Origin of the sequence: Burkholderia cenocepacia (assembly GCF_014211915.1) — a bacterium.
In the GTDB taxonomy this organism is placed as follows: domain Bacteria; phylum Pseudomonadota; class Gammaproteobacteria; order Burkholderiales; family Burkholderiaceae; genus Burkholderia; species Burkholderia orbicola.
On the sequence record NZ_CP060039.1, the window covers coordinates 3,284,339 to 3,310,930 of the forward strand.

General features: G+C 67.3%; 28 protein-coding genes, 1 tRNA gene and 1 pseudogene. 12 read left to right on the top strand and 18 right to left on the bottom strand.

Features of this window, described 5'->3' with window-relative positions; translation table 11 throughout:
• Nucleotides 1-13: 13 nt before the first annotated feature.
• From cysD to SY91_RS15545, 4 genes are all read right to left on the bottom strand, one after another.
• Nucleotides 14-976, bottom strand: coding sequence for a sulfate adenylyltransferase subunit CysD (gene cysD, locus SY91_RS15530; RefSeq protein WP_006478076.1), 963 nt, complete (start codon nucleotides 974-976; stop codon nucleotides 14-16).
• Nucleotides 977-1,051: 75 nt separating this feature from the next.
• The gene (locus SY91_RS15535; protein WP_023477179.1) at nucleotides 1,052-1,804 is read right to left on the bottom strand and encodes a phosphoadenylyl-sulfate reductase; all 753 of its coding nucleotides are present in this window, start codon (nucleotides 1,802-1,804) and stop codon (nucleotides 1,052-1,054) included.
• Nucleotides 1,801-2,340, bottom strand: coding sequence for a DUF934 domain-containing protein (locus SY91_RS15540; protein ID WP_006478074.1), 540 nt, complete (start codon nucleotides 2,338-2,340; stop codon nucleotides 1,801-1,803). The genes SY91_RS15535 and SY91_RS15540 overlap by 4 nt, the downstream gene beginning before the upstream one ends.
• A gap of 25 nt (nucleotides 2,341-2,365) precedes the next feature.
• Complete coding sequence (locus tag SY91_RS15545) at nucleotides 2,366-4,045, bottom strand: nitrite/sulfite reductase (RefSeq protein ID WP_006478073.1); 1,680 nt, start codon at nucleotides 4,043-4,045, stop codon at nucleotides 2,366-2,368.
• 214 nt (nucleotides 4,046-4,259) lie between these two features.
• On the opposite strand from SY91_RS15545, the gene SY91_RS15550 reads away from it, so the two are divergent.
• From SY91_RS15550 to SY91_RS15565, 4 genes are all read left to right on the top strand, one after another.
• Complete coding sequence (locus SY91_RS15550; protein WP_006478072.1) at nucleotides 4,260-5,201, top strand: CysB family HTH-type transcriptional regulator; 942 nt, start codon at nucleotides 4,260-4,262, stop codon at nucleotides 5,199-5,201.
• A 70-nt stretch (nucleotides 5,202-5,271) separates the two neighbouring features.
• Nucleotides 5,272-6,429: an ABC transporter substrate-binding protein gene (locus SY91_RS15555; protein ID WP_023477180.1), complete on the top strand. Its 1,158-nt coding sequence runs from the start codon at nucleotides 5,272-5,274 to the stop codon at nucleotides 6,427-6,429.
• A gap of 102 nt (nucleotides 6,430-6,531) precedes the next feature.
• A tRNA-Leu gene (locus tag SY91_RS15560) sits at nucleotides 6,532-6,616 on the top strand.
• A gap of 147 nt (nucleotides 6,617-6,763) precedes the next feature.
• A complete protein-coding gene (locus SY91_RS15565; protein ID WP_023477181.1) occupies nucleotides 6,764-6,931 on the top strand; it encodes a hypothetical protein in 168 nt (55 codons plus the stop codon).
• A 35-nt stretch (nucleotides 6,932-6,966) separates the two neighbouring features.
• On the opposite strand, the gene SY91_RS15570 is transcribed toward SY91_RS15565, so the two are convergent.
• Entirely contained in the window at nucleotides 6,967-7,869 is a 903-nt protein-coding gene (locus SY91_RS15570) for a LysR family transcriptional regulator (protein ID WP_043888182.1), read from the bottom strand.
• 120 nt (nucleotides 7,870-7,989) lie between these two features.
• Between SY91_RS15570 and SY91_RS15575 the strand changes: the two genes are divergently transcribed.
• Together SY91_RS15575 and SY91_RS15580 are read left to right on the top strand one after the other, a co-directional pair.
• A complete protein-coding gene (locus tag SY91_RS15575) occupies nucleotides 7,990-8,727 on the top strand; it encodes an SDR family oxidoreductase (RefSeq protein WP_043888184.1) in 738 nt (245 codons plus the stop codon).
• A gap of 44 nt (nucleotides 8,728-8,771) precedes the next feature.
• Entirely contained in the window at nucleotides 8,772-9,671 is a 900-nt protein-coding gene (locus tag SY91_RS15580) for an SDR family oxidoreductase (RefSeq protein ID WP_023477182.1), read from the top strand.
• Between the two features lie 31 nt (nucleotides 9,672-9,702).
• Here the strand turns inward: SY91_RS15580 and SY91_RS15585 are convergent, their stop codons facing one another.
• Nucleotides 9,703-10,593, bottom strand: a complete 891-nt coding sequence (locus SY91_RS15585; protein WP_023477183.1) for an alpha/beta fold hydrolase — start codon at nucleotides 10,591-10,593, stop codon at nucleotides 9,703-9,705.
• 106 nt (nucleotides 10,594-10,699) lie between these two features.
• On the opposite strand from SY91_RS15585, the gene SY91_RS15590 reads away from it, so the two are divergent.
• Entirely contained in the window at nucleotides 10,700-11,587 is an 888-nt protein-coding gene (locus SY91_RS15590; RefSeq protein WP_043888186.1) for a LysR family transcriptional regulator, read from the top strand.
• A gap of 98 nt (nucleotides 11,588-11,685) precedes the next feature.
• Here the strand turns inward: SY91_RS15590 and SY91_RS15595 are convergent, their stop codons facing one another.
• The 4 genes from SY91_RS15595 to copC form a co-directional block, all read right to left on the bottom strand.
• Nucleotides 11,686-12,615 (bottom strand): LysR family transcriptional regulator, encoded by a 930-nt coding sequence (locus SY91_RS15595; RefSeq protein WP_006478065.1) that lies wholly within the window; start codon nucleotides 12,613-12,615, stop codon nucleotides 11,686-11,688.
• A gap of 166 nt (nucleotides 12,616-12,781) precedes the next feature.
• Nucleotides 12,782-13,555: an SDR family oxidoreductase gene (locus SY91_RS15600; protein ID WP_023477186.1), complete on the bottom strand. Its 774-nt coding sequence runs from the start codon at nucleotides 13,553-13,555 to the stop codon at nucleotides 12,782-12,784.
• A gap of 177 nt (nucleotides 13,556-13,732) precedes the next feature.
• Nucleotides 13,733-14,233, bottom strand: coding sequence for a DinB family protein (locus SY91_RS15605; protein WP_023477187.1), 501 nt, complete (start codon nucleotides 14,231-14,233; stop codon nucleotides 13,733-13,735).
• A 65-nt stretch (nucleotides 14,234-14,298) separates the two neighbouring features.
• Entirely contained in the window at nucleotides 14,299-14,673 is a 375-nt protein-coding gene (gene copC, locus SY91_RS15610) for a copper homeostasis periplasmic binding protein CopC (protein WP_006478062.1), read from the bottom strand.
• Nucleotides 14,674-14,787: 114 nt separating this feature from the next.
• On the opposite strand from copC, the pseudogene SY91_RS15615 reads away from it, so the two are divergent.
• A pseudogene (locus SY91_RS15615) lies at nucleotides 14,788-15,503 on the top strand (16S rRNA pseudouridine(516) synthase).
• A 105-nt stretch (nucleotides 15,504-15,608) separates the two neighbouring features.
• Nucleotides 15,609-15,797: a hypothetical protein gene (locus SY91_RS15620; RefSeq protein WP_011546000.1), complete on the top strand. Its 189-nt coding sequence runs from the start codon at nucleotides 15,609-15,611 to the stop codon at nucleotides 15,795-15,797.
• Here SY91_RS15620 and SY91_RS15625 read toward each other — a convergent pair.
• Nucleotides 15,780-16,817: an NAD-dependent epimerase/dehydratase family protein gene (locus tag SY91_RS15625; protein WP_124592350.1), complete on the bottom strand. Its 1,038-nt coding sequence runs from the start codon at nucleotides 16,815-16,817 to the stop codon at nucleotides 15,780-15,782. The genes SY91_RS15620 and SY91_RS15625 overlap by 18 nt on opposite strands.
• Nucleotides 16,818-16,923: 106 nt before the next feature.
• Between SY91_RS15625 and SY91_RS15630 the strand changes: the two genes are divergently transcribed.
• The 3 genes from SY91_RS15630 (at nucleotide 16,924) to SY91_RS15640 (ending at nucleotide 19,901) form a co-directional block, all read left to right on the top strand.
• Nucleotides 16,924-17,955, top strand: a complete 1,032-nt coding sequence (locus SY91_RS15630; protein WP_006478058.1) for a CDP-6-deoxy-delta-3,4-glucoseen reductase — start codon at nucleotides 16,924-16,926, stop codon at nucleotides 17,953-17,955.
• A gap of 292 nt (nucleotides 17,956-18,247) precedes the next feature.
• Nucleotides 18,248-19,432, top strand: coding sequence for an acetylornithine transaminase (locus SY91_RS15635; protein ID WP_023477026.1), 1,185 nt, complete (start codon nucleotides 18,248-18,250; stop codon nucleotides 19,430-19,432).
• A gap of 13 nt (nucleotides 19,433-19,445) precedes the next feature.
• The gene (locus SY91_RS15640) at nucleotides 19,446-19,901 is read left to right on the top strand and encodes a GNAT family acetyltransferase (protein ID WP_023477027.1); all 456 of its coding nucleotides are present in this window, start codon (nucleotides 19,446-19,448) and stop codon (nucleotides 19,899-19,901) included.
• Nucleotides 19,902-19,925: 24 nt separating this feature from the next.
• On the opposite strand, the gene SY91_RS15645 is transcribed toward SY91_RS15640, so the two are convergent.
• The 7 genes from SY91_RS15645 to ispH all read right to left on the bottom strand — a co-directional run bounded on the left by SY91_RS15645 (nucleotide 19,926) and on the right by ispH (nucleotide 26,592).
• Nucleotides 19,926-20,597, bottom strand: a complete 672-nt coding sequence (locus SY91_RS15645) for a DUF2278 family protein (RefSeq protein ID WP_023477028.1) — start codon at nucleotides 20,595-20,597, stop codon at nucleotides 19,926-19,928.
• Nucleotides 20,598-20,820: 223 nt separating this feature from the next.
• Nucleotides 20,821-21,537, bottom strand: coding sequence for an ABC transporter ATP-binding protein (locus SY91_RS15650; RefSeq protein ID WP_006478054.1), 717 nt, complete (start codon nucleotides 21,535-21,537; stop codon nucleotides 20,821-20,823).
• On the bottom strand, nucleotides 21,537-22,313 hold the full coding sequence (locus SY91_RS15655; RefSeq protein ID WP_006478053.1) for an ABC transporter ATP-binding protein: 777 nt from the start codon (nucleotides 22,311-22,313) through the stop codon (nucleotides 21,537-21,539). The genes SY91_RS15650 and SY91_RS15655 overlap by 1 nt, the downstream gene beginning before the upstream one ends.
• A gap of 23 nt (nucleotides 22,314-22,336) precedes the next feature.
• Complete coding sequence (locus SY91_RS15660) at nucleotides 22,337-23,506, bottom strand: ABC transporter permease subunit (RefSeq protein ID WP_006478052.1); 1,170 nt, start codon at nucleotides 23,504-23,506, stop codon at nucleotides 22,337-22,339.
• 19 nt (nucleotides 23,507-23,525) lie between these two features.
• Nucleotides 23,526-24,476 carry a branched-chain amino acid ABC transporter permease gene (locus SY91_RS15665; protein ID WP_006478051.1) on the bottom strand — a complete coding sequence of 317 codons (951 nt, stop codon included), beginning with the start codon at nucleotides 24,474-24,476 and terminating at the stop codon, nucleotides 23,526-23,528.
• Nucleotides 24,477-24,687: 211 nt separating this feature from the next.
• The gene (locus SY91_RS15670; protein ID WP_034174439.1) at nucleotides 24,688-25,341 is read right to left on the bottom strand and encodes a hypothetical protein; all 654 of its coding nucleotides are present in this window, start codon (nucleotides 25,339-25,341) and stop codon (nucleotides 24,688-24,690) included.
• A 270-nt stretch (nucleotides 25,342-25,611) separates the two neighbouring features.
• Complete coding sequence (ispH, locus tag SY91_RS15675; protein WP_006488968.1) at nucleotides 25,612-26,592, bottom strand: 4-hydroxy-3-methylbut-2-enyl diphosphate reductase; 981 nt, start codon at nucleotides 26,590-26,592, stop codon at nucleotides 25,612-25,614.

A 26,592-nucleotide genomic window follows, 5' to 3' on the forward strand; every position in this document is an offset into this window, starting at 1 on the left:
GTCCTCGTGTGCTTCAGAAATAACCTTGCTTCTTGCGCTGTTCCATCGCGGCTTCGGAGGCCTGGTCGTCCATCCGGGTCGCGCCGCGCTCGGTGATCTCGGTCACCGCCGTCTCGGCGATGATCTTCTCGACGTCGTCCGCGTCGCTCTCGACCGGGCACGTGCAGCTGATGTCGCCGACCGTGCGGAAGCGCACCTGCGCCAGCTCGCTCGTCTCGCCGTCACGCATCGGCGTGAGCGGCGTGACCGGCACGAGCAGCCCGTTGCGGCGCACGATCTCGCGCTGGTGCGCGTAATAGATCGACGGCAGTTCGAGGTTCTCGCGCGCGATGTACTGCCACACGTCGAGCTCGGTCCAGTTCGAGATCGGGAACACGCGCAGGTGCTCGCCCTTGTGCAGGCGGGCGTTGTACAGGCTCCACAGTTCCGGGCGCTGCGCCTTCGGGTCCCACTGGCCGAATTCGTCGCGGAACGAGAAGATCCGCTCCTTCGCACGCGCCTTCTCTTCGTCGCGGCGCGCGCCGCCGATCAGCGCCGTGTAGCCGTGCTGTTCGATCGTCTCGAGCAGCGTGACGGCCTGCGCGGCGTTGCGCGAATCGGTCTCGCGGCGCAGCACGACCGTGCCGCGCTTGATCGAATCCTCGACGTGGCCGACCACCAGCTCGGCGCCGAGCTCTTGCGCACGGCGATCGCGGAAGTCGATCACTTCCTCGTAGTTGTGGCCCGTGTCGATGTGCACGAGCGGGAACGGCAGCGTCGTCTTGCGGTTCGCGCCGAGGCCGAACGCCTTCAGCGCCAGATGCAGCACGACGACCGAATCCTTGCCGCCCGAGAACAACAGTGCCGGCTTGCTGCATTCGGCAACCAGTTCGCGCAGGATGTGGATCGACTCGGCTTCGAGCCAGTCGAGGTGGCCCATACGGCTGTCGGCGCCGGTGGGCGGGGCAAAGGCGGATTGCTCGAGCGTCGTGCTCATGATTTCAGTCCTTCTCTTCTGGGTTCGTGCCGCCCGCTGTCGCAGGCGGCGCAATATTCAGTTTCTTGTCGGCTTTCAGTGCGCGGCGCCGGCTTCGGCATCCGCGGGAATCGGGGTGATCGTCGTGATGTGCAGCCCGCATTCCTTCGTGTCGCGCGATTCCCACCACCAGCGGCCCGCGCGGCTGTCCTCGCCGGGACGGATCGCGCGCGTGCATGGCTCGCAGCCGATGCTCGGATAGCCGCGGGCATGCAGTGGGTTGACCGGCACGTCAAACGCGTTAAGGTACGCCCACACGTCGGCTTCCGTCCAGTCGGCGAGCGGGTTGTACTTCGCGATCCCGCGCGCTTCGTCCTGTTCTTCCTCGTGCAGCTCCGCGCGCGTGACCGACTGCTCGCGGCGCTGGCCCGTCACCCACGCGCCGACGTCGGCCAGCGCGCGGTTCAGCGGCTCGACCTTGCGGATGTGGCAGCACGACTTGCGCAGCTCGACGCTCTCGTAGAACGCGTTCAGGCCGTGCTCGGCCACATACTGGTCGACCGCGTCCTGCCGCGGATGGAACTGCTCGATCTCGTAGCCGTAGCGCTCGCGCACGCGGTCGATCATGCCGAGCGTTTCCGCGTGCAGGCGGCCCGTGTTCAGCGAGAAGATGCCGATCGACACGCCCTTCGACAGGATCGCGTGCGTGAGCAGCATGTCTTCCGCGGCGAGGCTGCTCGCGAATTTCACCTTGTCGTGACGCTCGCCGATCCGCGCGAGCAACGCGTCGAGGCGCTCGACCTTCGCGGCGAGTTCCGGCGTCAGCGCGGGGGCGGTCGCGGTGCTCATGCGCTCACCTTGGCGGCAGCCGCCTCGCGGCGGCGGAACAGCGGCGCCGGCTCGTCGAACGCGCCCTGGTAACGCTGCGTGAATTCGGTGAACGCTTTCAGCGCGTCGTGGATGTCCTTGTCGGCACGCACCGCGAACGCGTCGAAGCCGCAACGCGACATGTACAGCAACTGGTCGCGCAGCACGTCGCCGATCGCGCGCAGCTCGCCGGTCCAGCCATGACGCTCGCGCAGCAGGCGCGCGATGCTGTAGCCGCGGCCGTCCGCGAAGCGCGGGAAGTCGACGGCGATCAGCGAGATCGCGCCGAAGTCGGCCACGAGATCGGCCGGTTCGCTGTCCGGCGCGAGCCACACGCCGAGTTCGTCCTTCGTCTTCGCGGCGACGAGCGCCGCGCGCTCGGCCTGCCACAACGCGAACGGCACCAGCACCTTGCCGGCCGGCAATGCGTCGACCGCGGGCAGCGTACCGTCTTCCGCCGCGCGTACGACCTGCCATGCGTCGTCGATCACTGCGCGGTTCTTGATAATCGAAGCCATCTGCAAATTCCCTCTACCCGGTTGGTTACGCGTTCACTGCCTGGCGCGCCGCATACACGCGCTCCTTGAACGGCGCGATGCCGATGCGGTCGTACGTGTCGATGAAGCGCTCGCCGTCGATGCGCGCCTCGACGAACGTATCGATCAGCGTCGCGATCACGTCGGGCACTTCTTCCGCCGAGAACGACGGCCCGATCACGCGGCCGAGACGCGCGCCGTTGCGGCCCGTGCCCTGCTCGCCGCCGAGCGACACCTGGTACCACTCGGCGCCGTCCTTGTCGACGCCCAGGATGCCGATGTTGCCGACGTGGTGGTGACCGCACGAGTTCATGCAACCGGAAATGTTCAGCGACAGGTCGCCGAGGTCGTACACGTAGTCGAGATCGTCGAAACGCTGCTGGATCGCCAGCGCGATCGGGATCGACTTCGCGTTCGCGAGCGAGCAGAAGTCGCCGCCCGGGCACGCGATGATGTCGGTCAGCAGGCCGACGTTCGGCGTCGCGAAACCGGCCGCCTTCGCCTTTTCCCACAGCGCGAACAGGTCGCGCTTCTTCACGTTCGCGAGAATCAGGTTCTGCTCGTGCGACACGCGCAGCTCGCCCAACGAATACGCGTCGGCCCAGTCGGCGACCAGATCCATCTGCGCGTCGGTCGCGTCGCCCGGGGCCACGCGGTGGTCCTTCAGCGACAGCGTGACGGCCGCATAGCCCGGCACCTTGTGCGGCGCGACGTTACGCTCGACCCAGCGCGCGAACGCCTTGTTCTCGAGCAGGTGCTGTTCGAACGACGCGTCGGTGTCGGCCAGCTTCTCGTAGACGGGCGGCTGGAAGTACTGCGACACGCGGTCGATTTCGGCCTGCGTGAGCGTCGACGGGCCATCCTTCAGGTGCTGCCATTCTTCCTCGACCTGCTGCGCGAACTTCGCCGGCGACAGCGCCTTCACGAGGATCTTGATGCGCGCCTTGTACAGGTTGTCGCGGCGACCGTAACGGTTGTACACGCGCAGCACGGCTTCGCAGTACGTGAGCAGGTGCTGCCACGGCAGGTCTTCCTTGATCACCGCGCCGACGATCGGCGTACGGCCGAGGCCGCCGCCCGCGAGGATGCTCGCGACCACCTCGCCCTGCGCGTTCTTCTTCAGGTACACGCCGAGGTCGTGGATCTGCACGGCCGCGCGGTCGCGCTTCGAGCCCGACACTGCGATCTTGAACTTGCGCGGCAGCCACGCGAATTCGGGGTGGAACGTCGACCACTGGCGCAGGATCTCGGCCCACGGACGCGGATCGATCTCTTCGTCCTGCGCGACGCCGGCGAACTGGTCGGCCGTGATGTTGCGGATGCAGTTGCCCGACGTCTGGATGCCATGCATCTGCACCGACGCGAGCTTCGCGAGGATCTCGGGCGTGTCTTCCAGCTCGATCCAGTTGAACTGGATGTTCGAGCGGGTCGAGAAATGGCCGTAGCCGCGGTCGTGTTCGCGGGCGATGCGCGCCAGCATCCGGAGCTGGTCGCTGCGCAGGTTGCCGTACGGAATCGCGATGCGGTGCATGTACGCGTGGCGCTGCATGTACAGGCCGTTCTGCAGACGCAGCGGACGGAATTCGTCTTCGCTCAACTCGCCCGACAGCCGGCGGCGCACCTGATCGCGGTACTGCGCGACTCGCTCGTCGACGATCGTCTGGTCGTATTGGTCGTACTGATACATTCGGGGACCCCAGGGTTTTCGTGGTGACTGCGCGACGTCCTAGCCACGTCGCGCCCGAATCTCCGTTCCGTCGTCATCGCCGCCAACCGCTGCCGGCTGGATTGCTAATGACGAAAACAGATATCCATATTTGAAAAACTCCGGTGAATCGTAATAAACTCGCCTTATATTTCAAACGACTAAAAAATTCTGTTGATATGCGGAAGGGTTATAAATGAACCTGCACCAATTTCGCTTCGTGCGCGAGGCCGTCCGGCAGAATTTCAACCTCACCGAGGCCGCCAAGGCGCTCTACACGTCGCAACCGGGGGTGTCGAAGGCGATCATCGAGCTCGAGGACGAGCTGGGCGTCGAGATCTTCACGCGGCACGGCAAGCGCGTGCGCTCGCTCACCGAGCCGGGCCGGATCATTCTCGCGTCGGTCGAGCGAATTCTCCAGGAAGTGGAAAGCCTTAAAAGGGTCGGGAAGGATTATGCAGCGCAGGACCAGGGCAACCTGACCATCGCGGCGACCCACACGCAGGCCCGCTACTCACTGCCGGCCGCGATCGCCGAGTTCAAGAAGCGCTTTCCGAAGGTGCACCTGTCGATCCTGCAAGGCAGCCCGACGCAGGTGGCCGAGATGGTGATCCACGACCAGGCCGATCTCGCGATCGCCACCGAGGCGATCTCCGACTACAAGGAGCTCGTGTCGCTGCCCTGCTTCCAGTGGCATCACGCGGCCGTCGTGCCGGCCGACCATCCGCTGCTCGAACGCAAGCCGGTCACGCTCGACGATCTCGCTCAATACCCGCTGATCACCTACGACGACGCGTTCGCGGGCCGCAAGAAGATCAACCATGCGTTCGCGCTGCGCGGGCTGTCGCCGGACATCGTGCTCGAGGCGATCGACGCCGACGTGATCAAGACCTATGTCGAACTCGGCCTCGGCGTCGGCATCATGGCCGACATCGCGTTCAATCCCGAGCGCGACCGCGGCCTGCGGCTGATCCCGGTCGGCCACCTGTTCGGCAGCAACGTGACGCGCGTCGCGCTCAAGCAGGGTGCCTACCTGCGCAGCTATGTGTATACGCTCGTCGAACTGCTGTCGCCCACGCTGAACCGCAAGCTGATCGAGCAGGCGCTCAAGGGCGAAGCCGAATCGTACGAGCTTTGACGGACAGGTATGAACGCCGGGGTGCACATTGCGCCCCTTTTCGTTGCCCGACGGAGATGGAGATTCCCGCATGACGCTTCCTGCCCTGTTGTGCCGCGCCGCCGGCGCCGCCCTCGTGCTGGCCTGCGCGGCCGCGCATGCCGACCTGAAGGTCGGCGTCGACCTGTCGTCGACCGGCCCGGCCGCCGCGATCGGCATCACGAGCAAGAACGCGATCCTGATGTGGCCGAAGACGATCGCCGGGCAACCCGTGCAGGTCACGGTGCTCGACGACGCGTCCGACCCGGGCGCGGCGGTACGCAACATCCGCAAGCTGGTCGACGAGGATCACGTCGACGTCGTGGTCGGCCCGAACATCACGCCGGCCGCGCTCGCGGCGCTCGACGCAGTGGCCGCCGCGCAGACGCCGATGATCACGCTGGTCGGCTCGGGCTCGATCGTCGAGCCGCAGGAAGGCGCGCGGACCTGGGCGTTCAAGATGGCGCAGAGCGACCGCGCGATGGCCGACGTGATGACCCGCTACATGGCCAACCACGGCGTGAAGACGGTCGGCTTCATCGGCTTCGCGGACAGCTACGGCGACAGCTGGCTCAACGAATTCACGCGCTTCGCGGACCTGCGCAAGATCCGCGTGATCGCGACCGAGCGCTTCAACCGCACCGACGCGAGCGTCACCGGCCAGGCGCTGAAACTGATCGCGGCGAAGCCGGACGCGATCCTGATCGCGGGCGCCGGTACGCCGACCGTACTGCCGCAGCGCACGCTGATCGAGCGCGGCTACAAGGGCCCGATCTACCAGACGCACGGGATTGCGACGCCGGAATTCATCAAGCTCGGCGGCAAGGATGTGGACGGGACGCTGTTCCCGACCCAGCCGGTGGTCGTCGCCCGCACGCTGCCGGCCGACCACCCGGCCCGCCAGGCCGCGCTCGCGTTCGTCGACGCGTACGAGGCGAAATACGGCGCCGGCACGGTCACGCAGTTCGCGGGCGATGCGGCGGGCGTGTACCCGCGCCTCGCCGATGCGGTCGGCCGCGCGCTGAAAGCGGCGCAACCCGGCACGCCCGCGTTCCGCGCGGCGCTGCGCCGCGAGCTCGAACGCGCGCACGAGCTCGTCGTGCCGAACGGCGTCGTCAATACCAGCGACAAGGATCACGTGGGGCTCGACCAGCGCGCGAGCGTGATGGGGATCGTGAAGCAGGGCCGGTTCGTGTACCTGAGCCAGTAGCAGAAGCAGCCGGTCGCCGGGCTGCTTGCCCGGTGCCCGGTTTTCCGCCATAATCCGCGTTTCGCCGCGCACAATCTGCATCGGGCGCGCGGCCAGGATCAAGCCCAGGTGGTGAAATTGGTAGACGCAGGGGACTCAAAATCCCCCGCCGCAAGGCGTGCCGGTTCGATTCCGGCCCTGGGCACCAGAATTTCGCAGCGTCATGCGCTGCAACTGTCGAAACCCGCGCAAGCTCGCCGCTTCGCGGGTTTTTTGTTGTCGCGCCGCGTTCGCCGCAACAGGTGGCCCGCTCCGGTAGTCCAAGCATCAGGGAATGCCGACCATGGAGGCGCCCATGTCCATGCGCACGATTTCATGCCGGATCTGCCGCGGGGTGCTCGCCACCGTGCTGGCGCTTATGCTCGGCGGGTGCGACATACTGAGCGCGCCGCCCGTACCCGACTGGCCCGGGCCGCAGGCGCCCTATCCGTTCCCGGACAACGTTCCCCATCGCACCGAATGACCCGACGGCCGCCGTTCGCCGTGCAGATACTCAACTCAGGCCATCAACTCGCGGACGAAGTCGAGAAACACCCTAACCTTGGCCGAAACGAGATTCGACGCGTGGTGATACGCATAAAGCGGAAAAGTCTCGTCGGCCCACTCGGGCAACAACTGAACCAACCGCCCGTCGGCGAGGATCTCCCGCGCATAGAGCCCCAGCAGTTGCGCGATGCCGACGCCGCCCAGGCACGCGCCGAGCAGCCCGCCCGTATCGTTGACGGTCAACCTGCCGGCGACGTCGACCGGCACCACTTCCTTGCCGCGATGAAACTCCCATTCGTACGGTCGCCCCGTCACCGGATCGCGGATCAGCACGCAACGATGCCCGTCCGCGAGATCGCGCGGATGACGCGGTTCGCCATGACGCGCGACGTAGGCCGCCGATGCGCAGGTCAGCACACGCGTCTCGAGCAGCAGTCGCGCACGATACGACGACGGCTCCGGGATACCGAAGCGCACGGCCACGTCGAAGCCGTCGGCGACGAGGTCGCCCATCCGGTCCCGCACGCTGATCTCGACCGACAGATCGGGAAAGCGGTCGAGAAATTCCGCCATCCGCGGCGCCAGCACGTAGTGGCCGAACGTACCGTCCACATTGACCCTCAGCCGCCCTCTCACGCGCGCCTTCGACTGGCCGGCGTCGAGCGCCGCCTCCTCGATGCCGGCCAGCAGCGGCGCGACCGCCTCGTAAAAGCGTCGCCCTTCGTCGGTCAACGTGATCGCGCGGGCCGTCCGGTTGAAGATCCGGATGCCGACCCGCTCTTCCAGCCGGGCGACGGCGCGGCTCACCGCCGGTTGAGTCAGCCCCATCGCCTCGCCCGCCCGCGCGAAGGTGCCGGCCTCGATCACCGCGGAGAGCACACCGATACCGCTGAGCAGCCTGCTGTCGAATCCCATGAGACATACTTTTAGTCATTCATCTACTGATCATTATTCATTATTTTTATTTATCGAGGAAGCCTACAGTTGTCCTGTCGCCGGATCGAACGGCATTCATCCAGTCATCAGGAGCAGGACATGAGCACATCGGAACAGGTCGCCCTCGTCACGGGTTCGTCGCGCGGCATCGGCGCGGAAATCGCCCGCCAACTCGCCCGGGACGGATTCCGGGTCGTCGTCAACTATGCCGGGAGCGCCGGCCCGGCCCGCGAAGTGGTCGACGCGATCGTCGCCGACGGCGGCCATGCGGTCGCGGTGCAGGCGAACGTCGCCGACCCGGCGGCCGTGGCCGCGCTGTTCGACACCGCGCAACAAGCATTCGGCGGTCTGGATGTGGTGGTCAATTCCGCGGGCGTGATGAAGCTCGCGACCATCGCCGACTGCGACGATGCGCTGTTCGACGAAACGCTCGCCATCAACGTGAAGGGCACCTTCAACGTCTGCCGCGAAGCGGCCAGGCGGGTGCGCGACGGCGGACGCATCATCAACCTGTCGACCAGCGTGATCGGCATGCGCATGCCGACTTACGGCGTGTACGTCGCCAGCAAGGCGGCGGTCGAAAGTCTCACGCAGGTGCTTGCGCAGGAAATGCGCGGGCGCGGCGTCCGCGTGAATGCCGTCGCGCCCGGGCCGGTCGCGACCGAGCTGTTCCTGCAGGGCAAGAGCCCGGAACTCGTCGAGCGGCTCGCGAAGCTGAACCCGCTCGAGCGGCTCGGCCAGCCCGACGACATCGCGCGCGTCGTCGCGTTCCTCGCCGGCCCGGACGGTGCGTGGATCAACGGCCAGATCCTGCGCGCCAACGGCGGCATGTGCTGACGAACCCCTCGCCGCCACCTCATCTTTCTGCCAGGAGATCGCTCATGAAGGAAGTCGTCCTCGTCACCGGCGCGTCCAGCGGCTTCGGCCTGCTGACGGCCCAGGCGCTCGCGCGCGCCGGTCAAACGGTCTATGCATCGATGCGCGAGCGCGCCGGGCGCAACGCGCCGCGCGCCGCCGCCGTCGCGGCCTATGCGCAGGAACACGGCGTCGACCTGCGCAGCCTCGAACTCGACGTCGGCGACGACGCATCGGTCGACGCCGCCATCGAGCGCGTGATCACCGACAACGGCCGTCTGGACGTCGTCGTCCACAACGCCGGCCACATGGTGTTCGGGCCGGCCGAAGCCTTCACGCCGGAGCAGCTTGCGCAGCTCTACGACGTCAACGTCGTGTCGACCCAGCGCGTGAACCGCGCGGCGCTGCCGCACCTGCGCCGCCAAGGCCGCGGCCTGCTCGTGTGGGTGTCGTCCTCGTCGGCGCGCGGCGGCACCCCGCCGTTCCTCGCGCCCTACTTCGCCGCGAAAGCCGCGATGGACTCGCTCGCGGTGTCCTACGCCGCCGAACTCGCCCGCTGGGGCATCGAAACGTCGATCGTCGTGCCGGGCGCGTTCACCCGAGGCACGAATCACTTCCTCCATGCGGGCAAGCCGGCCGATACCGCCGTGCAGGCTGCCTACGACAGCGGGCCGTACGCGGGCGTCGCCGATCAGGCGTTGACCGGCCTCGCCGCGCTCGAACCGGCGGACGCCGACGCCGGCGCCGTCGCCACGGCGATTGCCGAGCTCGTCGCGGCGCCGGCCGGCAAGCGCCCCTACCGCGTGTTCGTCGACCCGTCGCAGGACGGCGCCGAGGAAGTGTTCCGCATCGGCGATCGCATCCGCCGCGAGATGTTCCGGAACATCGGGCTCGCCGATCTGCTCGCGCCGCGTGTCGGCGGCTGATTTCTTCGCGCGCCGGGCCGGCCGGCGCGCGTCAATCCTGCTCGCAGAAGCCGAGAATCGCGTCAGCGACCGCCGCCGCGGATTCGCGCTGCGGAAAGTGCCCGATACCGTCGAGCACCTGCCGCTCGTAGCGCCCCGCGAAGAACCGCTCGCGCCCGGCCGAGCTGTCGGGATGATTGCAGGTGTCTGCGCCGCCATGCAGCACGAGTGTCGGTACCGTCAGCACGGGCGCCGGGTTCAGCCGCGCGTCGTCGTCGGCATAAGCCGGCGTGCCTGGCGCGAAGCCCCAGCGCTGCCGGTACGAATGCAGCACGACGTCGATCCAGTCGGGTCCGTCGAACGCGGCGGCCGCCGCGTCGAAATCGCTGTCGCGATACCAGCCCGGCGGCGACCACGTATCCCACATCAGGCGCGCGAACGCGCGGCGGTCGTCGCGCAGCGCCTGCTCGCCGCGCGGCGTCGCCATGAACCAGTGATACCAGTAGTTGCGCGCCTGCTGCAGCGACAGCGGCTGGGCGGGATCGTTGGTGCCGTAGCCGACCGACAGCATCACGAGCTGCGAGGCAACACCGTCGCGTAGCCCGCACGCGTTCGCGGCCGCGCGGGCGCCCCAGTCGTGCCCGACCAGCACGGGCCGCTCGATACCGAGCGCATCGACGAATTCGAGCAAGTCGCACCCGAGCGCGGCGAGCTGGCCGCTGCGCGGCACGGACGCGTCGCGAAAGCGCGTCGGCGCGAAGCCGCGCAACGCGGGGGCCAACACGCGATAGCCGTGCGCGGCCAGCGCCGATGCCACCGCCTCCCAGCCGACCGGGCTGTCCGGCCAGCCGTGCAGCAGCACGGCCACGCGTTCGCCGCGCGGGTTCCATTCGAGATAGGCAATGTCGAGCGACGCGGTCGTCGCATGCGCATAGGTCGTCATCGTGTACTCCGTGAGATCACCATGAACCTACGATGGTAGGTCGGTCTTTCATCACGATTCACGGAGTATCATGATTCATTCTTCAAATCTTGCATTGAATCGATCCATGCCACCGCCGACCGACCCCGCGTCGACCACGCTCGACATCGCGCTGCTGCGCACCTTTCTCGAAGTCGTCGACCGCCGCGGGTTCGCGCCGGCCGCGGAACGCCTCGCGCTGACGCCGTCCGCGGTGAGCGGCCACATCAAGCGGCTCGAACAGGCGGCCGGCACCGTGCTGCTGGCGCGCACCACCCGCCGCATCGCGCTGACGCCGGCCGGCGACACGCTGTACGCGTACGCGCGCAACATCGTCGACATGGAACGCGAGGTGCGGGCACGGCTGCGCGGCGCGCCGGCGCACGGGCCGCTGCGGATCGGCGCGTCGGAGGATTTCGCGGGTACGTGGCTGCCGCAGGTGCTGCGCACCTTCCGCGACAGCCATCCGCGCGCATCGATCGAACTGAAGGTCGGCATCACCGCATCGCTGCTGCGGGAGCAGACGTTCGGCCGGCTCGACGTCGTGTTCGGCAAGCAATGCCGACAGGTCGACACGCCCGCCGAACTGCTGTGGGAGGAGCCGCTCGTGTGGGCCTTCGCGGCCGATACGGCGCTCGACGCCGAGGAAGGCGTGCCGCTCGCGCTGTTTCCGGAACCATGCGTGTACCGGGAAGCCGCGGTGTCCGCGCTCGCCGCGGCGCTGCGGCCGTTTCGCGTGCTGTTCGAAAGCGCGAGCATGGCCGGCTGCATGTCGGCCGCGCTCGCCGGCTTCGCGGTCACGACGCTCGCGCGCAGCCAATTGCGCGACGGCTTGCGGGAATGCGGGCCGCACGACGGCCTGCCGGCGCTGCCGGCCGCACGCTTTTACGCATTCGCGTCGAAACCCGCGGGCGCCGGCGCCGCGCTGATCGACGCGGTGCGGGCCACCGGGCGCACGCGGCAGTTCGCCGCCTGAACACGCGCTGTGCGCTCGTCGCACGGGCCGCCTCGCACCGGAGCCGATCGGCCGGCGAGCAGCAGGCCGGCCCACTGGATACCGGCACGATGCCGCCGTCAGTCGCCGCTGCCGCGCGCGCCCGCGTCGTTCAACGCATCCGCCATCAACGCGCCGAACCACTCGATGAACGCGTTGAGCCGCCGCGAGCGATGCCGGCGGTGCGGATACACGGCCGACACGTCCATCGGCTCGGCGCGGTGGCCGGGCATCACGTCGACGAGCGCGCCGCTTGCAAGCAGATGCTCGACGTCGAAGCGCGGAATCTGGATCAAGCCCATTCCGGCGATGCAGCCGGCGATATAGGTTTCGGCGTTGTTGACGATCACGCGGCTCGGCAGCGTCAGCGTGTGCCGCTGCCCGTCCGCGCAGTATTCCCAGCCGAGCTCGCGCCCGGTCGTCGGCGACGCATAGCCGATCGCCCAGTGCCCGTGCGCGAGCGCATCCGGATGCTCGGGTACGCCGCACTCGCGCAGATAGTCGGGGCTCGCGCAGTTGATCAGCGTGAACTGCCCGAGCGGCCGCACGACGAGGCTGCTGTCCGTGAGCCGCCCGACACGGATCGCGCAATCGACGCCCTCCTGCACGAGGTCGATCGAGCGGTCCGTCGAGCCGAGCGACAGTTGCAGCTTCGGGTGGCGGCGAAACAGCGACGGCAGCGCCGGCGCCACGACGCGGCGCGCGATCCGGCTCGGCACGTCGACGTTCAGCCGCCCGACCACGTCGCGGTCGCGGCGCCGGAACAGGCGGTCGAGTTCGTCGGCCTCCGCGAGCAGGCGCCGGCCGCGCTCGAGCAGCAGCGCGCCGTCGGCGGTCAGCTGCACCTGGCGGGTCGTGCGGTGCAACAGACGCGTGCCGAGCGCCGTTTCGAGCTGCTGGACGGCCGCCGACACGGTCGCGCGCGGCACGTCGAGCGCATGCGCGGCCTTGATGAAGCTGCCCATCTCGGCAACCTGCAGGAAGATCCTGACCTGATCCAGCTTGTCCATCGGCGGCAAACCCGGGTTCGAACGACGGTCGCCGCCGGCCGCCGCGCATCGCGGCCGGCTTCGGCGACACAGAGAAAACGGGCGCGCGGCCTCGTGGTCGCGCGCCCGTCCATTGTCTACGCAAACGCGCCAGTGCGGTGCGCCGCGCGGCCGGCAAGCGCCCCGGTTACTTGGTCGTATAGCCGCCGTTGATCAGGATCGTCTGCCCGGTGATCCACCAGCCGTCGGTCACCAGATGGCGGATGAACGGCACGACGTCCTCGATGTCGGTCAGCCCCGTCTTGCTGAACGGCGACAGCGCGGCGGCCGTCTTGTGATACGCGACCGCGTCGGCGCCTTCGGCCGGATAGAAGAACGGCGTGTCCATCGGGCCCGGCCCGACAGCCGTCACCGAGATCCCGCGCGCGCCGTACTCCTTCGATGCCGCGCGCGTGAAGTGCTCGACCGGCGCCTTCGATCCTTCGTACGCCGCGTAGAACGGCGTGAACGCGCCGAGCAGCGACGTCACGAGCGTGACGAGCTTGCCGTGATCCTCGAGGTGCCGGCCGGCTTCCTTGATGAAGAAGAACGCCGACTTGCTGTTGACCGCGAACATCTCGTCGTATTCGGCCTCGCTGATCTCGGTGAGCGGCTTCTTCAGCACCTTGCCGACCGTGTTGATCGCGATGTCGATCTTGCCGAAGCGCTGCTTCGCGTCGTCGAACAGCTTCTCGACCGCGGCGGCCGTCGTCAGGTCCGCCTGGAACGTCGCGGCCTCCGCGCCGGCCGCACGCACCGCGGCAGCCGTCTCCTCGGCCTGCGCCTGCGACGCCGCGCTGTTGTAGTGAATCGCCACCGCCTTCGCGCCGTGGCCCGCCAGGTCCCGGGCGATCAGGCCGCCGAGATTCTTTGCGCCGCCTGCGATCAGGACGACCTTGTCTGCGAGCGTATGAGTTGCCACGGTTGACTCCTTTTTTCGTTGAACGAAGCTAGGAGTGTAGGCATGTGCGACGCGCCGGTCAGCCGGCCGCGGCTGGATGGATTATCCAGAAAACCGATCCAATCAAAGCGGCACAAGGTGGTCTGCCGCACCGACGGCGGCGCCGGATTCTGAAGCCGAGCGCGGCCGCGGGCCCGGTCAGCGCGCGTACAGCGCCGCGTCGATCTTGCCGAGCAGCCACTGCATGCCGGCCAGATGCTGCTGGTCGTGGCTGCACAGGTAATGGACGAGCCCGCGCACGGTCAGCGAACCGTAGCCGTCGAACTCGCCGGTACGCTCGAACTGTGCGGGCGTGAGGCGCGACAGCCATTCCAGCGTTTCGCGTCGTGCGCCGCGGATCGCCGCGAGCACGTCGGACGCATACGCGTCGTCGTAGCGCCGCTCGATCGCGAGCGCGTCGCCGTCGATCGACACGAGCAGCGGCCGGTCTTCGTCGAGCATGCGCCGCAGCCGCACGTGATAGCCGTCGATCTCGATGTCGCGCACGTGGCAGAGCTGCCCGAGCGGCGAGAAATGCTCGCTCGGCATGCCGGCCCAGTCGTCGGGTGTCCAGCGCGCATAGCCGTCGGGCACGGCCGCGAAATGCGCTTCGAGCTGACGAGGGAAATCGGCGAGTGCGTCGAGCGTCGTCGGATTCATGCGGGAGCCTCCTGTCGGATAAAGGCGGGCGGCAACCCTGGCACGGGCCTGCCGCCGCCGTTGCGTTACTTCACGCTGAAGCCGTATGCGCCCTGCGTGCGATGCCCGTCGGTCGCGACGGCCACCCACTTCACCGTATACGCGCCGGTGCCGAGCGCCGCGAGCGGCACCGTCATCCGCTTGCGGTTCGATGCGTCGATGCGCGCGCGGTCGTTCGACACCGTCTTGCCGTCGCCGTCGACGACGACGATCGAGCTGAATGCCGGCTCCAGCGGCTCGGTGAAGTCGATCGTGACGGCCGCTGGTGCGGCGGCCAGCGCCGCGCCCGCCGCCGGATCGCTCTTCGCGAGATGCGCATGCGCGAACGCGGCCGACGAAACGGTCGCGGCCGCGATGACGGCGGCAGCGTGGCGGCCGAACGGGAATGAATCGAAAGGCATGGACTTTCCGTGAAGAATGAACGGGTGCCGCGCGCCGCGCGGCGTCCCGGCAGCTTACCAGCGCGGGCGCGTTCATGCCGCCCATGCGCCGGTGCTTGATAGAATGCGCGCGCTATGGATCTCGAAAGCATTCTCTATACCCAGGGCTTCGGCTCGCGCCGCCAGTGCCGCGGCCTGATCGAAGCGGGCCGCGTCGCCGTCGCGGGCGCCGCCGCGACCGACCCGGACGCCCCCTTCGACACCGCCGGCCTCGTGTTCTCGGTCGACGATACGGCATGGCCGTTCCATGCGCGCGCGTACCTCGCGCTCAACAAGCCGGCGGGCTACGAGTGTTCGCGCGATCCGCAGCACCATGCGAGCGTGTTCAGCCTGCTGCCCGCGCCGCTCGTCGCGCGCGGCGTGCAGTGCGTCGGCCGGCTCGACCAGGACACGACCGGCCTGCTGCTGCTGTCCGACGACGGCCAGTTCGTGCACGCGTACACGTCGCCGAAGCGCAAGGTGCCGAAGACCTACGTCGCGACCGTGCGCCACCCGCTCGACGACACGCAACTGCACGCGCTGCGCACCGGCGTGCAACTGCATGGCGAACCGAAGCCGATCGCGGCCGTCGCCGCCGACGCCCGCGACACGCATGCACTCGCGCTGACCGTGCTCGAAGGCAAGTACCACCAGGTCAAGCGGATGGTCGCCGCGGCGAGCAACCGCGTCGAATTGCTGCACCGCGAAAGCATCGGGGGTTCGCGCTGCCGGCCGACCTCGCGCCCGGCGCATGGCGATGGCTCGACGAAGCCGACCTTGCCGCGCTGCGCAATTCCGTCAAAACCCTGTAAGGGAAAATCCGCACGACCGTTCGGTGCCTGGCCGCGTCTCGGCCGCAGGTTCCCCCGCTATACTGAAATCACAAGCTGCAAGAGCAGCGATGCAGGGGAGGCATCATGAACATCAACCATTCTTTCGAACTGTCGTCGGTGATGATCGCGTTCGCGGTCATCGGTGTCATCGTGATCGGAGGCCTGCTGGCCACGATGCATCTGAAGCACAAATATCATCCGAACCTGATCGGCGCGCTGATCGGTGCGCTGCTGTGCTTCCTGCTGATCGAGGCGTTACCGGCGCTCACCTGACGCGCTGGCCGGCGCGAGCGTTTGAAGGAAATCGTCTACGGTCGGATAGCGCAACGTCACGCACAATTCGGCCTTGAGCCGTGTGTTGGACAGGCGCCGCGACTCGCGCATGAACGACAGCAGCGTCGGCTCGAGCAGGCGCTCGGCGTCCGCGCGGCTCACGCGCGGCGGCTTCGGCAGGCCGAGCACCTGCGCGACCCGGTCGAAATACTCTCCCATCCGCCATTCGGTGTCGTCCGACGCGTGCACGACGCGCGCCGGCTTGCCGCGCTCGACCACCCGGCGCAGGATCGCCGCGAGATCGTCCGCATGGATGTGGTTCGTGTAGACGTCGTCGGCCGGCTCGAGCGCCGGCGTGCCGCGCTCGAGCCGCGCGACCGGCAGGCGGTTCGCCGCATAGATGCCGGGGATGCGCACGATGCGCGCGGACAGCACGCCGCGAACCGTCGCCGCGCGCAGTTGCCGCTCGGCCGACACGCGCCGGAACGCGCGCGGATTCGCGGGGCGCAGCGGCTGCGTTTCGTCGATGCGCGCGCCGCCGCAGTCGCCGTAGACGCCCGTCGTACTGGCATAGACGAGCGTCGGCGCGCGAAGGCCCTCGGGTACAATACGCGCTGCCCGAACGGGCGCGCCGGCCTGTCGCGCCGCGGTGCGCAGCGTTCGGAGCCGGCCGACCGCCGGGGCCGGCGGTGCCGCCGGCCGACGCGCGGGCATGGACGTTGCGGCGATCAGCGCACGCGTGCGCCGGTCGTCTCGACCGTCGGATGGCGGCGGCGCAAGATGCAGGATCGTGCGGGCGAGGCCCGCGAGACGGCCGAGCGTCGCCGGACGATCGAGATCGCCGACGATCGGCGTCGCGCCCGCGGCGCGCAGTTCGTCGCGGCGGGCCGGATGGCTCGTCAGCGCGAGGATATGCAGGTCGGGGCGCGCGTTACGCCATTGCGCGACGCAGCGCATGCCGACGTCGCCGCAGCCGACGATCAGTACGCGCGGCCGGCGCAGGATTCGTGTCGCGATCATGTTGGTTGCGAAATCAGTAGCCGCCGTTGCGCGACGCGCAACGGCTTTGCATTGTAGCTGCCGTGCGCGACATGCACGGTCCCCCATTTTGTTCTAGTTTGGTTCTATGGCATTCAACGTCACTCTCAAGCAAAGCGGCCGGCAATTCCAGGTCGAGTCGGACGAAACCGTGCTGGCGGCCGCGCTGCGCCAGAACGTCCATCTGCCGTACGGCTGCAAGAACGGCGCGTGCGGCTCCTGCAAGGGCCAGATCGTATCGGGCCAGATCGAACAGGGCCCGCACGCCGCGTCGGCGCTGTCCAACGACGAACGCACGCGCGGCCTCGCGCTGCTGTGCTGCTCGAAGGCGCAATGCGACCTCGAGATCGACGTGCGCGAGATCGCCGGCGTCGACGGCGTGCAGGTCAAGAAGCTGCCGTGCCGGATCGCCGCGCTCGAACGCAAGGCCGACGACGTGATGGTCGTGAAGCTGCAGTTGCCCGCGAACGAGCGCCTGCAGTACCTCGCGGGCCAGTACGTCGAATTCATCCTGAAGGACGGCTCGCGCCGCAGCTACTCGATGGCGAACGCGCCGCACGAGGAAGGCCCGATCGAGCTGCACATCCGCCACATGCCGGGCGGCAAGTTCACCGACCACGTGTTCGGCGCGATGAAGGAGCGCGACATCCTGCGCTTCGAAGGCCCGCTCGGCACGTTCTTCCTGCGCGAGGATTCCGACAAGCCGATCGTGCTGCTCGCGTCGGGCACCGGCTTCGCGCCGATCAAGGCGATCATCGAGCACGTGAAGCATTCGGGCATCACCCGCCCGATGACGCTCTACTGGGGCGCGCGCCGCAAGAAGGACATCTACCTCGCGGAGCTCGCCGAGCAGTGGGCGCGCGAGATCCCGAACTTCAAGTACGTACCGGTGCTCTCCGAGCCGGACGACGCCGACCAGTGGACGGGCCGCACCGGCTTCGTCCATCGCGCGGTGATCGAGGATCTGCCCGATCTGTCGGGCCACCAGGTGTACGCGTGCGGCGCGCCGGTGATGGTCGAATCCGCGCAGCGCGACTTCACGCAGCACCACGCGCTGCCGGCCGACGAGTTCTACGCGGACTCGTTCACGAGCGCCGCCGATCTCGCGCATCCGGTCTGAGCACCGGGCGCGCCGCGCCCCCGCTGCGCGCCGCCGTGTCACATCCGTGGCATCGCGGCGGTTTACAGTGGGGCGCGGGATGCCTTATGCTTGCGCACATGAACCGCTTCCTGTCCGCTCTCCGACGTCGCCGCTCGCCGCTCCGCCCGGATGCCGCCGGCTCGTCACGGACTCGCGCGTAACCCTCCTCCGCTTCACCGGTTACGCACAAGCTGTTCGACCCACCAGCCACGGCCTTCCGTGGCTTTTTTATTGCCCGTTTCCCTTTCAACGCCCGCTGGAGTCTGCTGCCATGCCCCTGAACGATTATCCGATCGACTCGCTGATGTACATCACGAACCGCCCCGACATCGTGTTTACGCACGGCAAGGGTTCGTGGCTCTACGATCACACGGGCAAGCGCTATCTGGACTTCATCCAGGGCTGGGCCGTCAACAGCCTGGGCCACTGCAACGACGGTATCGTCGAAGCGCTGAAGACGCAGGCCGAAAAGCTGCTGAACCCGTCGCCGGCGTTCTACAACGAACCGATGGCGAAGCTCGCGGGTCTGCTCACGCAGCACAGCGTGTTCGACAAGGTGTTCTTCACGAACAGCGGCGCCGAGGCGAACGAAGGCGCGATCAAGCTCGCGCGCAAGTGGGGCCGCAAGTTCAAGAACGGCGCATACGAGATCATCACGTTCGACCACAGCTTCCACGGCCGCACGCTCGCGACGATGTCGGCCAGCGGCAAGCCGGGCTGGGACACGATCTACGCGCCGCAGGTGCCGGGCTTCCCGAAGGCCGAGCTGAACAACATCGAGTCGGTCGAGAAGCTGATCACCGACAAGACCGTCGCGGTGATGCTCGAACCGATCCAGGGCGAAGGCGGCGTGATCCCGGCCACGCGTGAATTCATGCAGGCACTGCGCGCGCTGACGAAGCAGCACAACCTGCTGCTGATCGTCGACGAAGTGCAAAGCGGTTGCGGCCGCGCGGGCACGCTGTTCGCGTACGAGCTGTCCGGCATCGAGCCGGACGTCATGACGCTCGCGAAGGGCATCGGCGGCGGCGCACCGCTCGGCGCGCTGCTGTCGAAAGCCGACGTCGCGGTGTTCGAGGCCGGCGACCAGGGCGGTACGTACAACGGCAACCCGCTGATGACGGCGGTCGGCTATTCGGTGATCTCGCAGCTCGTCGCACCCGGCTTCCTCGAAGGCGTGCGTGCGCGCAGCGAGTATCTGAAGCGCAAGCTGCTCGAACTGTCGGAGGAGCGCGGCTTCGAGGGCGAACGCGGCGAAGGCCTGCTGCGCGCGCTGCTGCTCGGCAAGGACATCGGCCCGCAGATCGTCGAGAAGGCGCGCGACATGCAGCCCGACGGCCTGCTGCTGAACGCCGCACGGCCGAACCTGCTGCGCTTCATGCCTGCCCTGAACGTGACGACCGAAGAAATCGACCAGATGATGGCGATGCTGCGGTCGATCCTCGACACGCTGTAAGGAGACCGTCGCGATGGATGCCGCCGCCGATGCTGTCGCTATCCGCCCGTTCGAACGCGCCGACACCGATGCCGTGCTCGCGGTATGGCGCGACGCGTTCCCGCAGTACGACGAGGCCGGTGCGCCGCCGCACCGCGATCCGCTGCGATCGATCGAACTGAAGCTCGCGACGCAGCCGGAACTGTTCTTCGTCGCGACCAGCGGCGCGCGCGTCGTCGGCACGCTGATGGCCGGTTTCGACGGACATCGCGGCTGGCTCTACTCGTTCGGCGTCGCAAACGATGCGCGCCGGCTCGGCATCGGCCGCGCACTGATCGCGCATGCGGAACGCGCGCTCGCCGCGCTCGGCTGCCTGAAGATCAACCTGCAGGTGCTGCCCGGCAACGATGACGCATGCCGCTTCTATGCGGCGCTCGGCTATCGCGTCGAGGAACGCATCTCGTTCGGCAAGACGCTGTCGGCCGCGTAACACGGCCGCTCGTAGCAGTACGGCTCAGCGCGTGATCGGCCCCGCGCCCGGCAGCGGATTGCCGAGCGCGTCGGTCGGCACGGCCTGCTGCTCGAACGCCGCGAAATACGCGGCCCATTGCGTGCCGCTCACGCGCACGAGCAGCGCGCCGTCCTGCCAGACGTCGTTGTGGTCGTTGTGGTCGTCACCCGCGCGATGCAGGTAGTTCGGGCCCGTCGAGCCCTGGTTCATGTGCGTGTCGTGGATGCCGTTGCCTTGCGCATAGGTGCGGCCGAACACGACGACGTCGAGGCCCTGCGACTGCGCGGCGTTCACGAGCCGCAGCAGCGACGGGATCGGCTCCGGATGCTCGGTGCCGTCCATCACCGCGCTCGCGCGCCACGCGCCCGTCTCGTTCAGGATGTCGCTGCGCAGGTAGTCGAGCGCGGGCAGCGCGGCCTGCCCCGTCAGATCGGTATAGCCCTCGGCCGCGGCGGCGAGCGTCGCCGTGACCGGATGGTGGAAATCGTAGACGAGCTTGTAGTTGAGCAAATCGTCCGCGTCGCTGGTGCCGACGTTGATCGCGACGTCCCAGTCGCCCGCCGGCAGCGCCAGCGTCAGGTGAACGTGATACTGGATCTCGCGGCCGTGCGGCGAGCCCTTCAGCCTCGCCACCGACGTCACCTTCGCCTTCACGAAACCGTAGTCCAGACTCATGCGTGTTCTCCGTGTCCCGATGGGTCATCGATGCTACGCGGCCCGTGTGTCGGTTTGCCGACGGCCAGCCGCGTGCACGACCCAACAGTCGAATGGAGTGGCGTTTGCGCGCAGAGTTCGACGCGATCGACCAAGACGAAAAAAAGCCGTCACGGTTTCTGCCGTGACGGCTTTTCGACAGCCCGGATGCGACCTGCGCAACCGGGCCCGCTCACTCCATCACTTACTCGCCCAGATACGCGGCACGCACCTTCGGATCGTCGAGCATCTGCTTCGCGTCGCCTTCCATCGTGACCGTGCCCGAATCCATCACGTAGCCGCGGTCGGCTGCCTGCAGCGCAAGGCGTGCGTTCTGCTCGACCAGCAGCACCGTGATGCCTTCCTTCGAGATCTCGCGCACCACTTCGAAGATCTTCTCGACCATGATCGGCGACAGCCCCATCGACGGTTCGTCGAGCAGCAGCAGCTTCGGCTTGGACAGGATCGCGCGCGACATCGCCAGCATCTGCTGCTCGCCGCCCGACAGCGTGCCCGCGAGCTGCGTCGCGCGTTCCTTCAGGCGCGGGAAGAAGCCGAACATCCGGTCGACGTCCTTCTTGATCTGCTCGTTGTCGTTGCGCAGGTACGCGCCCATCTGCATGTTCTCGATGATCGACATGCGCGCGAAGATCCCGCGGCCTTCCGGCACCATCGCGAGGCCGCGCTTGAGCAGCTCGTGCGACGGGATGCCCTTGATCGACTTGCCTTCATACTCGATGTCGCCCGCCGAGTACGGCTTCAGGCCGGTGATCGCCTTCATCGTCGTGGTCTTGCCGGCGCCGTTCGCACCGATCAGCGTCACGAGCTCGCCCTGACGGACTTCCATGTCAACGCCCTTGACGGCCTGAATGCCGCCGTAGTTGACCTGCAAGCCCTTGATTTTCAACATTGCCGCTGCCATCAGTGCACCCCTGCGCCGAGATATGCCTCAATCACCTTCGGATTCTTCTGCACGTCCTGCGGCAGACCTTCGGCGATCACCTTGCCGTAATCGAGCACCGTCATCCGGTTGCACAGCCCCATCACGAGCTTCACGTCGTGCTCGATCAGGAGAATCGTGCGGCCGTCCGAGCGGATCTTGTCGAGCAGGCGCGTGAGTTCGACCTTCTCGGTCGCGTTCATCCCGGCTGCCGGCTCGTCGAGCGCGAGCAGCTTCGGGTCGGTCGCGAGGGCCCGGGCGATTTCCAGCCGACGCTGGTGGCCGTACGACAGGTTGCGCGACGTGTAGTCCGCGTACTGCAGCACGCCGACGTATTCGAGCAGCTCGATCGCGCGTTCCTTGATCTCGCGCTCTTCCTGGCGTTCGGCCGGCGTCTGGAACACCGCGCCGAGCAGCCCGTGCTTGGTGCGCACGTGGCGGCCCACCATCACGTTCTCGAGCGCCGTCATCCCGCCGAACAGGCGGATGTTCTGGAACGTGCGCGCGATGCCAGCCTTGGCCACCTGGTGCACGGCCGTCGGCGTGTAGTTCGTGCCGTCCAGCTTGAAGTCGCCGGAGTCGGGCGTGTAGAGGCCCGTGATCACGTTGAAGAACGTCGTCTTGCCGGCGCCGTTCGGGCCGATCAGACCGTAGATCTCGCCTTCGCGGATCTGCAGGCCGACGTCGGACAGCGCCTGCAGCCCGCCGAAGCGCTTGTTCACGCCCGAGACGGACAGTCGGATTTGCTTGTCGCTCATGTGTGTATCCCCTTGTCCGTAGGTTAAGCGCGCACCGGCTTCTTGCTGTTGCGCTTCGCCAGTTTCGCGATCTTGTCCTCATGCTTCGGCGCGGGCCACAGGCCTTCCGAGCGGTACAGCATGATGATCACCATCGCGAGGCCGTACAGCGCCTGACGGATCACTTCGGTGTCGACGATGTCATGACCGAACAGCGCGTGCTGCAGCGGGCTCATCGTCGAGCGCAGGAATTCCGGGAAGATCGCGAGCAGCACCGCGCCCAGGATCACGCCCGGGATGTGGCCCATGCCGCCGAGCACCACGCAGGCGAGCACGACGATCGATTCCCAGAACGTGAACGACTCGGGCGACACGAAGCCCTGGAACGCACCGAACATCGAGCCCGACAGGCCGCCGAACGACGCGCCCATCGCGAACGCGAGCAGCTTCACGTTACGGGTGTTGATGCCCATCGCCTTCGCGGCGATCTCGTCTTCGCGGATCGCGGCCCACGCGCGGCCGATACGCGAGTGCTGCAGACGCGTACACACCCAGATCACCAGCAGCGAGCAGAGCACGAACAGGTAGTAGTACATGTACACCGACGGCAGCTGGAAGCCGAACAGCGTATGCGTCTGCGACAGGTTGAAGCCGCCGACGTGCACCGGATCGATGCCCGTGATCCCCTTCGGGCCGTTGGTGATGTTCACCGGACGGTCGAGGTTGTTCATAAAGATCCGGACGATTTCACCGAAGCCGAGCGTGACGATCGCCAGGTAGTCGCCGCGCAGGCGCAGCGTCGGCGCGCCGAGCAGGATCCCGAAGGTCGCCGCCAGCGCCATCGCGATCGGCACGATCAGCAGGAACGGCACGTGCAGCCCGTTCGGCGCGAGCGCCGCGATCCACTCGAACTGCGAGGTCAGGTGCGGCGAGCTCAGGAGCGCCGCCGTGTAGGCGCCCACCGCGTAGAACGCGATGTAGCCGAGGTCGAGCAGGCCGGCAAAGCCGACCACCACGTTCAGGCCCAGCGCGAGCATCACGTACAGCATCGCGAAGTCGAGCACGCGGACCCAGTAGTTGCCGCCGGCCGAGCCGATGATGATCGGCGCGGCGATCACGAACGCGGCGGTCAGGATGCCGATGACGACGGTCTTGGCGGTATTGCGCTCTTCGACCAGCGACGTCGACGATTCGATCGGTTGAATGGATGTCATGTTGTTTGCTCCCCTTCCGTTACGCGCGGTCCGCGACCCGTTCGCCCAGCAGGCCCGACGGGCGGAACACCAGCACGATGATCAGCACGACGAAGGCGAACACGTCCTGGTAGTTACTGCCGAATACGCCGCCCGTGAGGTTGCCGATGTAGCCGGCCCCGAGCTGCTCGATCAGGCCGAGCAGCACGCCGCCGACCATCGCGCCGCCCAGGTTGCCGATCCCGCCGAGCACCGCCGCGGTGAACGCCTTCATGCCGGGGATGAAGCCCATGTAGAAGTGCACGTTGCCGTATTCGGACGCGATCATCACGCCGGCCAGCGCGGCGAGTGCGGAGCCGATCATGAACGTCGCGGAGATCACGAAGTTCGGATTCACGCCCATCAGGCTCGCCGTGTTCGGGCTTTCGGCGATCGCGCGCATCGCGCGGCCGAGCTTGGTCTTGTGCACGAGCAGCAGCAGGCCGCCCATCACGATGAACGCGACCGCGATGATCACGATTTCAGTGACCGAGATCACGGCGCCGGGGGTCGTGTCGGTGGCCTTGATCACGTTGATCGGGTCGGTCGGCAGCAACTGCGGGAACGGCAGCGGGTTGCGCGACCAGATGATCATCGCAGCGGTCTGCAGCAGGATCGACACGCCGATCGCGGTGATCAGCGGGGCGAGACGCGGCGCGCGGCGCAGCGGCCGGTATGCGACGCGTTCGATGGTGAAGCCGACGAACGCACAGACGACCGCGGCGATGCCCAGGCCGATCGTCAGCGTCGCGACGTTGCCGAGTCCGGGAAAGTGGTTCTGCAGCACGGTGATGGCCGACAGCGCGACCATCGCGCCGATCATCAGCACGTCGCCGTGCGCGAAGTTGATGATGCCGAGAATGCCGTACACCATCGTGTATCCCAACGCGATGATGGCGTACACACTGCCGAGCACCAGCCCGTTGAGAACCTGCTGGACGAAAATATCCATTTAAAGCTCCTTGGCCCGTGCTGCCGGAGGACGTTGCGCCCCGCGGGTAAGCGAGGAATCGCGCCTTCTCGGCGACACTGCGGGTACTAGTCGATACCGGTAAGGGTGGATCGTTCCGGCGCGCGCCGCCCGGCCTGTACGGCCGGACCTGCCGCCGGAGCGGATACAAAAACGGCACCGCACTGTTCCGGTGCCGTCATGAGTCCCGTCGCTAAATCGTCACGACATCGAGGACGGTGTTCGTGGCCTCCTTGAAGTCGTGGGGCTGCATGCCGAGACGGCCGTCGTCCGGTTTCCCGGCATCCGTGCCTTGGCCCGTCCAGTGCCATGCAAGCATCGCGCCAGGACGGATCGGATTCCGCGTCGCGTCGCCGGCGAGGGCGTTGCGACAGCCGCTCCCGACTTTCGTCAGGACTGCATCGGAATCCATCGTACGAACCAGACTGCGCGTCGCGACACGGTCGGTCGCGGCGGCGCGCTGTTTCGTCGAATCGAATTGAAGGGGGGACAGTGGCCTCGGCACGCTGCCGGCCTGGCCGTGAGCGTCCGGCATCCGTCGATCGGCGGCTGACCGCGACGCAGCCGGCATACCCGCTGCCGGCCCGGTCGTCGGGCCGGGCACGTGGATTTCCTCGATCGTCAAACTCGTCAAACGTGCCCCGTTTTCCTTGTCCCTGCCCAGTTGCGCGATACGGCGCGCCGATGGCGCCGCACGTCCGGCTCCGGCGACGCGCACGTCGCCGGCCGATGGTGCCGCGCCCCCCGCGGCCTCCCTGCCCGCCTCGCCGTCGCTCTTTTTGCTGCAGCCGGCAAGCATTGCAACCGGCGCGGCGACGGACACGGCGTAAGCCAACTTCACATGCATTGAATGGTCTCCCGCGCCTTGCCAAATCCCGATTTCAAAGCCATTCCGGCTTGAAAACGGGCGCATTGTAACTCCATTTATAGGACGCCAATATTCCTGATTCGATGGGGTTTTCCTGCATTGCAACCAATTTTGAGACACGATTGGGCGCAGCCGGAGCAACCGGGTTGCACCATGACCGGGAATAATGGTTGCGATTTGAATTTCGAGGCACAAAAAAAGCGCGCCGGGAGGGCGCGCTTCGGTGTTCCGCGGAGTGCGATGCGGCAATCAGGCGGCGGGCGGCAGGTTCAACCCGCGCGGCAGCGGAAACGACACGTTTTCCTCGATGCCGTCGAGTGCGCGGACGTTGCGCACGCCGAGTTCGCGCAGCCGCGCGATCACGGCCTGGGCGAGCACCTCGGGCGCCGACGCGCCGGCCGTCACGCCGATGCGGCGCTTGCCGGCAACCCATGCCGGATCGATCTGGTCCGGTGCATCGACCATGTACGCGGCCACGCCGCGCTTTTCGGCCACTTCGCGCAGCCGGCTCGAGTTCGAGCTGTTCGGACTACCGACCACGATCACGACGTCGCATTGCGGCGCCATGAACTTCACCGCGTCCTGGCGGTTCTGCGTCGCGTAGCAGATGTCCTGCTTCTTCGGCTCGCGGATCTTCGGATACTTCGCCTTCAGCGCGCCGATGATCTCGGCCGCGTCGTCGACGGACAGCGTCGTCTGCGTGACGAGCGCGATGCGTTCGGGATCGGCGAGCTCGAGCTTCTGCACGTCCTCGACGCTTTCGACGAGGTGCATGCCGCGCTCCACCTGGCCCATCGTGCCTTCGACTTCGGGATGGCCCTTGTGCCCGATCATGACGATGTCGACACCGTCCTGGCGCATTTTCGCCACTTCGACGTGCACCTTCGTGACGAGCGGACAGGTTGCGTCGTAAATGCGCAGCCCGCGCACGTCGGCCTCGTCGCGCACGGCTTTCGACACGCCGTGCGCACTGAAGATCACGGTGTTGCCGGCCGGCACTTCCTCGAGCTCCTCGACGAAGATCGCGCCCTTCTTCTTCAGATCCTCGACCACGTACTTGTTGTGGACGATTTCGTGACGCACGTAGATCGGCGCACCGTGCATCGCGATGGCGCGCTCGACGATCTCGATCGCGCGGTCGACGCCCGCGCAGAAACCGCGCGGCTGGGCCAGCAGGATTTCGGCGTCGGCGGCGACGGTCTGCCCGGACAGCGTATCGGTGGTACTCAT